This is a genomic window from Mycobacterium sp. IDUB_24, from assembly GCF_055419385.1.
In genome coordinates this window covers 355,834-370,058 of the sequence record NZ_JBVAXO010000002.1, presented here as the reverse complement: position 1 = coordinate 370,058, position 14,225 = coordinate 355,834, and the positions used below count along the sequence as shown (strand labels likewise).

Below are 14,225 nucleotides of genomic sequence, written 5' to 3'. Positions count from 1 at the left end.
ACCTTCCGCTCACAGTACGATGCAGCCTGCACAGCCTATTTGTGATGTGGTGGTGACGCGTCACGAACTGCGGAGACACTCAGTTCGGCATTGCTCCCGAGGTCGCGCCCACTATCTGCCACCCCTAAAATCCGCAATGCTGCGGCACGCGAAAGGTCTTGGTGGTCACGCCCATTGCGGTGTGAGCGTAGACATCCGTAGCACGAAGTCTCCTCGCCACAATCACAATCATTAACCCGCTTCAGAGCCGATTCCAATACTAGGCCGATATTTTCGGCGATCCGTTTGGCCGAACCGGCACCGCCCGGCACGGTATCGAAAAGCACGATGCTCCGGCGGTGATCTGCGCTCCACGACAACGCGCCGTCAATGTCATCACGGGTGATCTCCAGGGCCTGTGAAGCGCCCTCCAGAATCGCGTACAGCGCAGACAACCAGTTCGACTCGTGATCGCGCTGATATGGAATCCCATCGAAGGTGAACTCTGCGATATCCGATTGGTACCGGTGGCCGAGCGAAATCCTCTCCAGTGGCCCATCACAATCACGACCATTCTCTGGCTTCTGATGTTTCTTACGGCGGCTTCCCCGCTCGCCGGTCGTCGCCCAACCGCACCATTGGCAGAGCTGGAATCCGTCGCCAGCCCCGTTGGACACAACAGAGAGCCACGCACGGACTCCAGCACGCGCCGTGATCCTCAGGCCAGTTGGGCCCGACCACCGGTAAACGCCAAGCTCATCCCCATGCGTCTCGATGTAGCTTCCCCCGTTCCATCGACGTTCAGGGGGCGCACTGCCTACGTCTTGGGTATCGCTGGCAGCGACGAACCCGAACTCCGGAATAATCAGGGTTCCAGTGGATTTGAACGGCTCATTGCAGCTGGGGCATACCACCGTGGGGTCCAGGTTGCTGCCGCGTTCAAAGCGCCCACACGTGCTGCAAATGCGGTACTTGTGACGTACAAGCTCCTTGCCGGGACGCTTCTTTAGGCCTGCTGACGTCCACACTCGGCCACCAGCCACCACTTGGTTCCCCGGCGCATAGTCGTAGATCGCCAACGATAGATCACGGCCAAGCTCTAGGCGGCCGCCTACTGGGTCTGCCGCACCGAAAGTGCTTAGTTCCACCGTGTCGACGGGAAACCCGTACTTGGGCAATATGTTCCGGCTACCCAGGTAGCCAAGAAGCTCGCGGCTAACGATCGTTCGCTTTGTCTCCTCGAGGCGCTTACTGATTCCGAACTTACGATCCTTCACCGACTCTTCAATACGAGTCTCGATGTCGGCCACGTCCTGGCGCATCTCCGCCTGCACTGAATCCAGCAACTCAAGCAGCGGCTCAACCCAACTACCGTCCTCCACACCGATCTCCGATAGGACGCTTGAAGGAAGCGCGGCTCGAAGCGCGTCCGAGACGCTGCCGGGGACAGGAGTCAGAAAGTCCCGTACGCGGCTGGCCGGAGTACTTTCACCACCGTCTTCTGGCAAGAAGAATGGTCCCGCATGCTTCCACTTGTCACCTCGCGTGTCATGACAGTGACGGAAGTACGCAGCCAACGCGATTGAGTGGGCATGACGCCGAGCGATCCGTGCATTGTCGACCGGCACCCACGGGATGCGCATCTTGCCGGCGATCATCGAAGTTGGATCCTGGTACTGCGCCAGATCGTGCGCAGATCGGTTCGCGTAGGTCACCACCAACGCTGCCGACGCCGCGCGACGTCCGGCTCGGCCCGCACGTTGCACGTAGTTCGCAGTCTTGGGTGGCATGTTGCGCATGACCACCGATTGCAGGTCTCCGACGTCGACACCCAGCTCGAACGTGGTCGAACATGACAACACATTGACTGCGCCATTGATGAATTCGCGTTGGATCTCCGCAGCTTCCTTAGCTCTCCACTGCGCAGTGTGCTCCCTGGCCGCAAGGGGTGCAGTGTTCATCGTCTGGTAGACGACACGGTAGTGATTGGCGTCCGCGTCCGGATCCGGCAACTCGAACGGTTGAAGCCGGCCGCTGCAGCGGCCATTCGGACAGACGCCACGGACTGAAAAGGCAGTGGTCAACCGGCAGGTGTCGCACCGATACCAAGCGCAGTCGGCCCCGTTGCTGACTACCAGCTTCCGGTGATCCAGTTGGAAGACGAATCCCCCGCCCCCGCGCTCCGACTCGGAGACAAAGAACCCGGCGGAATCCAGAGTCTTCCAGCAGCCTTCGAGAACTTTCTCGGGTTCGGCGCCACTGCCCAGCGCTGCAAGAACCTTCCGGAGAAACGTCACCCGGCTGTTGGTCGTACCCCCGCCGCTCGGATTCCAACTGATGATCTGTTTGGCACGGTCAGATCCGGTGGAGCGCATGCGCACTCGCGTGTTCCGCGGCGCGAACCGTTCGTCCTTGACATCGACACGGTCAAGAACGGTGATGGCGCCCTGCAATCTGACCGTCTTCACCAGTTCGTTGAGCAATGCCCACGCTTCTTCTTCGCTCAACCCGAGGGATGTGAACCCGCGTAGAGAAATCGGAGTGTCTCGCTGCAGTTCGACCTTCAGAAGTCCGAGGCCTTCGAGCGATTGCCGAGTCTCCAGCGTCATCAGCTCGCCGGAAATCCATTGATGAACCGCCTTGGTGATTTCGATATTGCCCATGCTTCTGGGGAAATGCCCAGCGGCGTCGGCCTTCTCCCGCGCGAGGAGCGCAAGGTCTCCGACTGTGAGGTCGCCCTTGGCCATCGGGTCTCGCAACGCCTGGGTAATATAGCGGCGTTCCAGCATCCGTGTGTACGTCCGATCAAGGTAGGGAGCCGCAAATGCCGCGGCCTGCCGGGAATCGGAGAACATCAGCAACTTTCGGCCGCCGCCAACCTGGTCAGCCGCTTCGCCCACCGCTTCAGGCAACTGCTGGTACAGCGCTGTAGTGACCACAGCCGGTGCTGCGTTGACGTCGGCACGTAGGCGTCGGGCACCTTGCCGGGACTGCGTGCCGCATTCCGTGCAGCGGCTCATTACTCGGGTAGCGCGGGGGTGTTCACGAACAAGCAGCATCTGGCCGTCGCATTGTCCGGATGGGCAGCCGGCCGCGGCCGCATCTGCGAGCAGTCCGCAGTCCGTGCAGAGTCGCCGGGTCATAGGGTCAGACTTGCTTGTCTTGACGTCGGCTCCCGCAAGCGTCACTTCATCCTCATCGATGACGACGTCACCTTGCTCATCGGCGAGAACCAGCCAGTTGACTGAAGAATCGGCTTTCTTGGACGGGACGAAGTATTCCTTGCGGTCACGCGAAACAACGTCACCCGCCAAATGGACGGCGCCGCAGCGCGTGCAAGTTCCAAACTCAAAGACTGCTCGTCCCGTCACCGGGTCGACTTCATGCCTGCCAAGAAAGATGCGCGGTCCTTCGTCCGCGAAGCTGACGAATGCACCCTCAGTCGCTCTGACAAACAGGTGGTACCGGGCAGATAGCACGGGATGGCCGGTTTCGTCGTGCGCGCCGCTGCCAAGTTCAACGAGTGCATCGAGCTTCTCTGCCGATTGAGGGTCCTCCGGCCACAGGCACTCCCGTAGCGTGCGCACGTCGACGGGACCACCGCTCAGCGCGTCCTTCAAGTCGACCATAGATTGTTCGGTTGCTAGCGACTGCGCCACATCCATACCGGACGGCACTACATCGATAGGCTTGAGCTCGCCGCGATGCAGCGCCAGGAGCTGCTCACCGGTTAGGCGCCATGTCGGTACAGGAACATGCTTTTTCCGCACCGGCTCAACCAGATCCTGGCGGGTCACATCGCCGTCAACGTACTCGAACTTCGCGTCAAAAAGGTTCGATGCGAACTCCATCGCCTCACCGTGCGGGTCATTGCGCACCGAGCCGTTCAGGGATGCCGAAGTGGCGATGCACTGGAGGTTCGCCCCGGCCGCAACCCGCTGCTTGAGGCGCCGGATCAGCAACGCAACCTCGGAGCCCTGCGCACCGTCGTATACGTGCGCCTCGTCCATCACGATGAAGCGCCACGTGCCAGCGTGCGGTCCGTCGAACAGATCGATGTCCGCGGGACGCAGTAGCAGGTACTCCAGCATCGCGTAGTTGGTCAGCAACAGATGCGGTGGCGTGTCGCGCATTTCCTGTCGGCTCAACAATTCGTTGGGCAGGCGCTGCTCACCGGGATTGGTCTGGAGAAAATCGGCTTCAGCGGTGCGCGCATCCTCGGCCGCTTCGCCGGTGTACCGCCCAAACGTAATCTCAGGCGCCGACGCAAGAACGGCACGGAGGCGCTTGAGCTGATCGTTGGCGAGTGCATTCATGGGATACAGCAGCAACGCTCGAACACCGGGGCCCAGTGTTCCTGCGGCGGATTCTTTGAGCAGGGCGTTGATGATCGGGATCAGGAAGCTCTCAGTCTTTCCTGATCCAGTGCCCGTGCTAACCACTAGGTTTCGACCGGCGGTGAACTTCCGTACTGCAGTCTCTTGATGGACGTACAACGGACGATCGAGTCCCAACGCTGAGCTGTCCACCTTGCTGAATCCCCGATGAAGGACCCCTTCATCGATCAGCTGCCGGCATGTCGCGCCCGTTTCGTACGGAGGTGTCATTTCCAGGATCGGCCCCTTGATCAACGCCGTCGTAGCGTCGATCTCGGCATCGAATGCCTCGGCGAGCCGCTCGTCTCGCGGCGCAAGAAGCGTCTTGAGGTAGCGCTTGTAACTGCCCTCGATCTGCTTGGCAGTTTCGAGCGGGTCAAGTCGATCTGTCATCAATCTTCTCCAACAAGGTTTCCGCGAATGTCATGAATGACTAATGCCTCTGCAAGCAACAGGTCGGTCGCCACCAGGTTCGGGCACAGCTGCGCTAGCCGGGTCCAGCCCAACAGCATCCCTGTGTTCAGGTACTGCCCGCCGATGCGACCGTGCGCCTCTAGTCGTGCTAGCACTGCTAGCGTCAACGACTGCAACGACATCAACATCCAGGGGTTCGCCGCGGTATCGATTCCAGTCAGTCGATCGCTGCGAATCTTGATGGCGTCGTACGCCAGCCGCGACGTGCGTCTGATCGGCTCAATCACGAATGATGTTTGTGTAGCGAAACTCTCCGACCATCCGTCGGCCGACCACTCCATGCGCTGGCAGAACGCCTGGAACGCGGCGGTAAACCTGGTGTGTGCATGCAACAAGGGGCCGGGGACCAAAGCGATCTCCCGCAGAATTGCGTCGACCTGGTCGGTCGGCATCGCACTCATCGCGAGAACACTCTTGTCGAAGCAGCCCTCATTGAGCCCGTCGGCCTTGCCTGTCTGCAGCAGCGCCATGAGCATGCCCCCACCCTTGTTGGTGAGGTATCCGAGCGTCTCTGCCCGCTCCCATCGGACTTTGTGCCGCCGTGTGTAAAGGGATGGGAGGTCCGACATTTCGATCATGCAACCGAACCACGGGTCTGAATGCAGCTCGTTTGCGGTGTCGACGGTCGCGTAACTGCGGTTGACGAGCTCAGTGCGCACGAGCATGGCCATCTTGTCGTCCAACGGAATCGTGCTGTTGCCAAGGCAGTTCAGGGCCGTCCTCGGGTCGCTGGCGAGCAGCCTGGTCAGTTGCGAGACGCGTACGGCGTCTCCATCGTTATTCAGCCAATCGATAGCAGCCCAGACTTCTGGCACGGAGCCTGCTTCGAATGGCACCGGACCTTCACCAGCTAGAAACTGGGAAAGCTCGGTCTGAACGTGGTTTCCACAGGAATACCAACCACTCTGCTGGACTGTGAATGAATCGTCGGCAGGCTTGGGCGGTGCGTCGAGCAGCACCCACGGGTCGTCAATAAAGAGCTGGCAGCGGAGTTCTCCGGCGTCGATCAAGTCTGACGGTAGCCGCGCCATGTTGCCTTCAAGAGGCACCGTGGTGCACGGCCGCCATGGAGCTGTGGAACACCAGACATAGGCAGCGAGGTCGGCAACGTCTGCCACGTCCTCGAAATGCAGTGCACCGTCGCGCAGTTCAACAGCTGTGGCCAACTCCTGGGGCCTGACAGCCAACACAACCACTTCGAGCCTCGTCCCGTTGGACTGCAACGTCGCAACAAAATGGCCGGACGGCTGACTACCTACCGAATCGGCGAACTTCTGTAGAGCAAGTTCGTAAACGTCGTCCTGCCGATGCTTCGGGCTCGTCTCGACCTGAACATACTCACCGGTTGCGGCGACGTAGCTGAAGGAGACTCGGTCGACGCCCGCGGCTCGAACTGCAATGAACCGACCCTGTGTGACCATATCGGTAGTGCAGACGTCGACCGTGGTGCGCCACGGGGCAGGCTTTCCGACTTCACCAGTACGTATTGCGATGTGAGGCGGGCGAATAATCAGACATCCAGCCATGCCGCCGTCGCCAGCGACTTCGAACTCCCGCTCAATGTCTTTCTCTCCGAACTCAACACGGGTGAGGCCAGAAGGTTCCAGCCGGTCGGGATCGACAGTAGCTGTGCAGGGCGTAAGCCCGTTGCCTTGTGGCACCCGCAGATTCACGTCGTATTCGACCGATAGGCCTTCGGCCACAAACACGACACAGCGCGCCTTGGATCCCAACGGGCCCGATACATCAACTTCGAACAGGCCAAGCTGCGGTTCAGGTGCATCGTCGAAGGGGTCGACGCAAGTTTCCTCAGCTTCGGCTCGCCAATTTCCGACAACAGCCCAGTCTGCATTTCCGACTCGCCGCACGCGAACCTGCCACTGCGGTCCTCTGTCGTCTTGCGAAGGCGGCAGCATGACCCACGGCCGTTCCGCGTAGACGGAACGACCTTCACTGGTGTAGACGCCGGTGAGAGGCTCGCCCAGCTCAAATCGCGGTCGAACCTCCTTGCGGACCACTCGCGGTGTTCCGACGCGCTCGCCCAAGGACTCAAGCTGCAGCGCACTTACACCGCCCAGTTCAACAAAGGCGCTGCGCCAGCCGGGCCACCCTGCTGGGTTGCCCTCGTCGCGCTCCCTCACCGGGGTGCCAGTTACCGCATCGATCAACGTATGGCTCTGTGGGTAGACCACCCACGCGACGTCAATCAATCCATCGTGACGGGGAATCCATTGGCCCTTTTCTGCAAACGTGAGCAGTGGGTCCGCTTTTGCCACCAACGGCAACACGCTGGACTGGCCGGACGCGTCATGAGACATGACCAACTCACGGGCAGGTCCTGGTATCGACACCTGGGTCGCCGCCGTGCCGCCGCCCCAAGACCTGGTGCAGTAGACATCCCGTACTTCACCGTCGAAAGACACTCGCCACGGCGACTCCGCACCGACCTTCGGATACGGCAGACGAACCACGACCTCGTCATCACGAACGCTGTAGACGATGCTCGGCCGGCTCCTTGCGCCAACAACGGACGACCGCTGTGTCACCTTGATGGGCTCTTCGCGGAGCTGGTTGAGGAGTTCCTCAACCAAAACGGTCGGCAGACCCGTAGTCGAAGAGTCCAGATCAGCGTCAAGCAAGGCAGGGTCAGCCGTCGTCGCCTCAATGACCTCGATAATCCGATCGAGGATGTCGATCGCGAATTCCGCACCATGCATGAGGAAGTTCCGCACCGGAACATCGAGACTTGCCGCGCGGTGCTCCTTACCCGGCTCGTGGAGCCACTCGATGACTGCCGCGCCGCTCGGCATTCGGCCGTTGACGATGTGCTCGTTGAGCATCCTCAGCAAGTCGCCCAAGCAGTGCACGGGAACACCCGCGTGCATCGCCAGCAACATCACATACTTACGTGATTGGTCCTTTTGTACGTCAGGAACCCTAGCGAGAGAGAACTTTTGAAGCATTGCGTCGAGGCTGAGGCGCAGCGCGCGCTCGACATCTTGATCCCGCGACAAATTCAGTTCCTGCCAGAAGCTCTCCCAATACGCTCCATGGTCGTACGCCAGGGAGGCGTGGCCCACCAAAATCATCAAGGTGGCAGCGGGGTACTTCTTGATCATCTCCCTACGAGTGAAACCCTGGTTGACCAGCTGTTGAGTTCGGGATCCGTACCGCGACTTCAACTCCCTGATGTCCTGGGCAACGAAGTCAGTTTCAATGACGAGGTTGACCGGTTGCAGCCGCGTCCGCCACTCGTACTCCGCGTCGCTCATCCAGTCCACGAGCGCCTGAGTCCCCGACACTGTGCCCCTCCATCTCGCTTCTTGAGAGAGCACTGTAAGCCAGGTCACCGACAAATCTATGCCCTGGGTAGAGATTCGTGGCAAATATTGACGTCGCCTGCACAAATCCCCGGACAACGACGTGTAGCAAGGGTGCCGGCAGGAGCGACACGTCAACCAATCACTACGCGACAGCGTCGTTTGCCGGCAGTGGAGAGGCGGCGGCCGAGTGCATCTACGCCACCGCAGCTCGTGCCGCCAAATACACCTCGGTCGGCATTGCCTGACGCAAGTGCCAGGTGATTGCCATCGGCCGCTCGCCCTCGTGCGACACGTAGTCGGCCGGCCCCAAGAAGATGTACGGCGCGGCGCCGAGCGCATTGGTCTTGGCCTCCCGCACGAACAGCAGAATGTGCGAGCCGTCGCGACGGTGGTTGATGTAGCGCTGCCCGGTCTTTGATGCCGCGGACGTCGTCGACTGCGACTCCCAGTGGAACAAGTCCGGGCTCAGCGCGAAGTCCCGATACATCGTCGTCGGCGAGTAATCGTTGTCCGACTTCTTCAAGGTGATCAGGAACGCGTCGGCATTGATCGCCTCGCACCACGCCACCCCTTCCCGCATGGTTGCCGGCGTCCGCCTGTCAGACACCCACCCGAGCCCGGCGAGAATCTCTTCACGTGAGTACGTGGCGTGCATCGCTAGTGGCACCTCAGCCAACTTAGGCACCACGTCACCCAACGCACATGTAGTGCGATGTGCGGCATCAAAGGCGATATCAACAACCTGACGCATCTCCTCCGCTACCGCTTCGCTCCGAAGCACGGCGAGTCCTGCTGCGGCACTGTCGAATCCACCACCGTTTGGAAAGAGCGAGTAGAACAGCATTTCCGCCAACCGCTGCTCGGTAGCACCGCCGCCGGCCAGCAGCGCGCGATACGCTTCAGCCCGTCGTCGGTCGTCCACGTGCACCAGCGCCTTCACTCGTTTGACCAACTCCGTCTCCCGCGGACCGGACTGCTCCGCCAGCTTCCCGGCGTCGCGACACAGGGTGGTCCACGACCTATCGGTCCGCAGAATGTCCTCGATGCCGCGGCCCGACTCCTCCAGATAGGACGCCAGCCGATCGTTGGGATGCGCCCGAATCTCAGACACCAGCGCCGCCTTCTTCGGCGACACCTGCTGACGCACGTTCTCCAGCACCAGCTTCTGCGCGACCTCGTCGAGCACGATCTGGCTGCCCGAGGGCAGGAACGGAAACCCTTGCTCGATCTGCTTTTCCAGCTGCTTACGCCCCAGTCCGGTCAACGCCCGGAACCGCTGATCGAACCGGAACTCTTTCCGCTGATGCCCCACGAAGTCCAGCGCCGTCAACACCGACTTCCGCGGCGCCAACCGCAGCCCGCGACCCAACTGCTGTAGAAATACTGTCGCACTCTCCGTGGGGCGCAGAAACAGCACCGTGTCGACCATGGGAATGTCGAGACCTTCGTTGAACAGATCGACGGTGAACACCACATTGATCTCGCCATCACGCAACGCTGCCAACGCCCCACGACGGTCGGCGCTGTCATCGAGACCGACCACGGCTCGCGCCGGAATCCCCGCGGCCACAAACCGTTCGGCCATGTAGCGGGCATGGTCGACGCCCACGCAGAATCCCAATGCCCGCATCGCACCGACGTCGGCGATCTTATCGCGCAACTGATCGAGCACGATGCGCGTCCGGGCGTCGTTGCCGGTGTAGACCTCGCTCAGCTGGGCCAGGTCATAGCCGCCACGCTTCCACTGCAGCGTCTCCAGGTCGGTGCCGTCATGGACGCCGAAGTAGTGGAATGGGCACAGGAGGTTCTGCTCGAGCGCATCCCACAACCGCAGCTCCGCGGCGACCCGTCCGCCGAAGAATGCCCGCACATCAATACCGTCGCCCCGCTCCGGGGTGGCGGTGAGCCCGAGCAGTTCTAGCGGCTCGATGTGGTCAAGCAGTCGGCGATAGGACGCCGCTTGCGCATGGTGGAACTCATCGATCACCACGATGTCGAAATGCCCCGGCTCGATGGTGGAAAGCCGGTCCACAGAAAATGATTGGATGCTGGCGAAGACGTGCCGCCAGCGAGTCGGTTGATCCCCGTCGACCAATAGTTCCCCGAATGTCGCGTCAGTGAGCACCTCCTGATACATCCGGCGAGCCTGAGTCAGAATCTCCTTGCGGTGCGCGACGAACAGCAGCGTCAGGTCACGGCCGTGCACCTCACGCACCAACCGGCGATAGTCCAATGCGGCGATCACCGTCTTACCGGTCCCGGTGGCAGCGACAATCAAGTTGCGGTGCCGGTCGTGCAGCACCCGTTCAGCGTCGAGTTGTTCGAGCAGCTCGGCTTGATACGGCTTGGCCGTCACCTCCAGGCCGGACAGCGTCACCGCAAGTGGGTCGCGTTGCTTCCTCCCAGAAGCGATCTCCAATGCGCCGCGCAGCTTCTCACCGTCCTCGGACGGCCGATAGGGTTCGAATTCTCGGTTCTCCCAATAGGAGTCAAATGTCGCACGGAACTTTTCCAGCAGGTGCGGGGTGGAGATCGCCGACAGCCGCACATTCCATTCCAGTCCGTCGACGAGCGCGGCGTGCGACAGGTTGGACGACCCGACATAGGCGGTGTGAAAGCCCGTGTTGCGGCGCAGCAGCCATGCCTTGGCGTGCAGCCGGGTGCGATCGGTCTCGTAGTTGACGCGGACCTCGGCGCCGAACTCGTCGACCAGCGCATCGAGCGCTCGCGCGTCGGTGGCGCCCAAGTATGTCGTGGTGATGACCCGCAGCAGCACCCCGCGTTGACGCAGCTCGGTCAGCTCGCGCTCCAGCAGCCGCAAACCCTGCCACTTGACGAACGCGCACAACAGGTCGACATGGTCGGCGCTGGCCAGTTCGGTCCGCAGTTCTGCCGCCAGCGTTGGCTCATTGCGGGCGTTCGTCATGAGCGCCGCATCGGACAGAGGAGTGGCGGGACGCGGAAGCCGTACCGTGCCTAGGGTTGTTGGATTCACGGCGTCCAGCCGAAGAATCTTCGCGGGATCGTCCTGATGCAACACTTCGTGCTGTGCATCGGTATCGCCAAGCACTTCGAGGATGTTGCGAAGCAGCTCCGCTCGCGCCTCGGGACTACCCGCAGCCTTCAGTTGCCGCTCGATGAGCGGTGTCAAATGCCGAGCGATGGCCAACGCTTGCTCGGCATCGTCGACAGTGCTGAACCCTGGCTGCAGCTCGGGACGCTCCGCCAGGGCGATGGCAAGTCGCTCCGTGAGCAGGGATTCATATAGTCCAACATCCACGCCGGGAGGTTAGCGCGACCGGACGACAGCGGGCGCAGATTCTGTTCTGCAGTTCATCGCCGGAAGCGTCAAGGAACTGCTTCCGCCCGAACCGCGATCTCAATAGAGCGCCGCCAAAGCCCTCGCTGATAAGGCAGAAACGGCAGCCATATGTTTGCATGAGGCAAGCTGCTGCACGTCAGCCGACCGGCGTCCAGCCTCACCTAAGTCGGCACAGAACCGACAGCAGCTCTCGTTGCATGACGCTCCTCAACCGCATGTTCGGCGAAGTGCTAACCCGGAAGCTTCATCGCCAGGCCGGTCGCTAGTCACAGTTACCGCAGACCCCGGTCACCGACAATTGCATGCCGCAACTGCAGAACCCCGCTGTGCGACGAACATCGCGGGACCGGTCACTCCCACGGTGCACCCGGGTTATCGGATGCTCGACATACCAAGTCCCCTTCCGGGAACTTGGTGCACGTCCAACCCCACTGCCCACCGCGCGGAGGATCTCGTCTTCGGAGGTGAATCCGTTCGTATATCCGTAATGGATGTGGAGATCGGGCAAGCCATCGCTCCGCGTCGCAATGACGTGCGGACGATCTGTGTTCTCGACCGCACGGAAGTCCGCCATACCGATGGCGGAAGTCAACTCCCGAATGAACTGGTGATTTTCCGCCGGAATCCGCGTCTTGGACAACGCGCCGAGTAGCGAGTCAACGGGGCCTTCAGTGTCCATGGCGTGAGGATAGACAGGAACACCGACGACCCGAGCCGTTACTTCGAAACACGAGCGGCCTACCGCTGCGATGGCGCGCCTGGCGTCCACCCGTCGATTCTGCTGCTCATGAGCGGGAACGGCACCGCCGATGTCGCACGTAGCGCGGTAGCAGACGGTACTTGTCAGACCGTTCCACCACACTCCAGACATGAGCCGCCGCAACCGCCAAAAGCGCGCCGCCAAGCAGAGGGACCGCCGGCGCACAACGACCCACCAGAAACGCTGGCACACCGATCCCGGGTACGACCGGGTCGCCCTGCTCGACCGCCTCACCGCGGCGCTGTACAACTACGCGATGTGTCCCGACCACGACGCGGAATTCCACGCCGCTGAGCTGCTCGACGAGTTCCCAGGCCGGACACACGATCTCGACCTTGCCGCCGACGGCACTTTGGCCGGTGCCATCAGCAGAGCGTGGCAGGTGGGTTGGTCGCCCAACGACCTGCACGAGTTCGCTCGTCGCCGTCTCGACGCAGCGGCAACCGGCTACCTGGACGAGGCCATCGTTCGCGAGTCGCGGCACTATCCCGTCACCGCACTACACCCGCGATGGCGCGCCGAGCTCGCCGCGTTGCACGTGGACATCGATCACGGCGCTCCGCAGATGTGGGACTGGGCGAACACGAATGCCGTCGACCGTCACGGAGCGTTGACGGTCGTACTGAAGGTACTGCGGCTACTGGCAACCCTTACGATCCTGGAACCCTTTCTGCCGTTGCCCGGTGAGCACCAGCACTCGACGGTCCCGGTGAACACGGCCGACGCGAAAGCGCTCAGCCGCGTGCGCGGACTACTCGCCAAGGCAGAGGCCACCAAGTTTCCCGAAGAAGCGGAAGCGCTTTCGGCCAAGGCGCAAGAACTGATGAGCAGATACTCGTTGCACCACGCGATTCGAGACCACGAGCGTGGCCGCGTAGCGGATGCCATCGCTCGGCGGATCTGGATCGACAACCCCTACGTCAGCGCCAAGGCGGCACTGGTGCAGTCCGTGGCAACGGCCAACCGGTGCCGCATGGTGTGCGCGGAGAAGATCGGGTTCGTCGCCGTCATCGGGGCCGAGTGCGACCTGGAATTCGTTGAACTGCTTGCTACTTCGCTATTGGTCCAGGCCACCCGGGCGATGCTGCGCGCGGGCCGAGAAACCAGCGGCGGACAGACCCGGACACGCTCGTTTCGCCAATCGTTTCTGCTCTCCTACGCCAACCGCATCGGTGAACGCCTCACCGCCACCTCCGCGACAGTTGCCACCGAAGTGGATCGCAGCACGCTGCTTCCGGTACTGGCAGCGCGCAGCCAGGCCACCGATGACCTCACCAACCGGCTCTTCCCAGCGACTGTCCCCCGTGAAATGTTGGCCTCCAGCGGTGCTGGATGGACGGCCGGACGTATTGCAGCAGACCTTGCGCAGCTGGAGGTGCGTCGCCCGATCGCGGGGTGACGGGTCTTGAGCGCTTCTTGGCGACACCTCAAACCGCACAACTGCCTCCGCGCAGGATGGAATTTAACTCCGCCAACGGAATATGCGGCTGCCATAGGCCGGCCCGCGCAGGACCGGAGCGCGCGGCTGGCATGACCAGCACGAGGTCGGGCCCGTCGAGGTACCACGCGCGGTAATCGTCGGTGTAGTTGTATCGGTGCCCGGGATCGAACTGGGCGATGTCAATATCTTGGGTCACTGCACTTTTCACGTGCGGACGCGCCAGCGGGGGCAGAGCGGTGAGCGGGTCGATGTCCCGACAGAACAAGTCGGCGAGGGCGAGCTGCTTGCCGCGCTGCAAGTCGAAGGTGAAGGTGGTGATCTCATCGTTCGGGTGCGCGCCGCCGAGGTACCAGACGATGCTGAACACAACGGACCGGATTCCTGGCGCATGTTCGAATGTCTGGTAGGTCAAACTCGCCTGTCCATCTCGGACCAGGCCGTCGTCCGGGTGGCCGAACCTCGTGAAGAAATCGCGCACAAATTCTTTGACCGGTGGTCCCGCGGTCTGGTCGTTCAGCAGGTCCTCGGGGTATTTGGCGGACAGTTGCAC

The 14,225-nt window shown here is 61.8% G+C and carries 5 protein-coding genes; 1 reads left to right on the top strand and 4 read right to left on the bottom strand.

The window, feature by feature from the left end; all coding sequences use genetic code 11:
• Positions 1-35: 35 nt before the first annotated feature.
• The 3 genes from ACZYZF_RS09460 to ACZYZF_RS09450 all read right to left on the bottom strand — a co-directional run bounded on the left by ACZYZF_RS09460 (position 36) and on the right by ACZYZF_RS09450 (position 11,432).
• The gene (locus ACZYZF_RS09460) at positions 36-4,748 is read right to left on the bottom strand and encodes a DEAD/DEAH box helicase (protein ID WP_463835426.1); all 4,713 of its coding nucleotides are present in this window, start codon (positions 4,746-4,748) and stop codon (positions 36-38) included.
• Positions 4,748-8,131 (bottom strand): hypothetical protein, encoded by a 3,384-nt coding sequence (locus tag ACZYZF_RS09455; protein WP_463835424.1) that lies wholly within the window; start codon positions 8,129-8,131, stop codon positions 4,748-4,750. The genes ACZYZF_RS09460 and ACZYZF_RS09455 overlap by 1 nt, the downstream gene beginning before the upstream one ends.
• A 214-nt stretch (positions 8,132-8,345) precedes the next feature.
• On the bottom strand, positions 8,346-11,432 hold the full coding sequence (locus ACZYZF_RS09450; protein WP_463835423.1) for a DEAD/DEAH box helicase: 3,087 nt from the start codon (positions 11,430-11,432) through the stop codon (positions 8,346-8,348).
• Positions 11,433-12,343: 911 nt separating this feature from the next.
• Here ACZYZF_RS09450 and ACZYZF_RS09445 point away from each other — a divergent pair.
• On the top strand, positions 12,344-13,633 hold the full coding sequence (locus tag ACZYZF_RS09445; RefSeq protein ID WP_463835422.1) for a DUF2786 domain-containing protein: 1,290 nt from the start codon (positions 12,344-12,346) through the stop codon (positions 13,631-13,633).
• 28 nt (positions 13,634-13,661) lie between these two features.
• Here ACZYZF_RS09445 and ACZYZF_RS09440 read toward each other — a convergent pair whose 3' ends face one another.
• A complete protein-coding gene (locus tag ACZYZF_RS09440; protein WP_463835421.1) occupies positions 13,662-14,225 on the bottom strand; it encodes a DUF3298 domain-containing protein in 564 nt (187 codons plus the stop codon).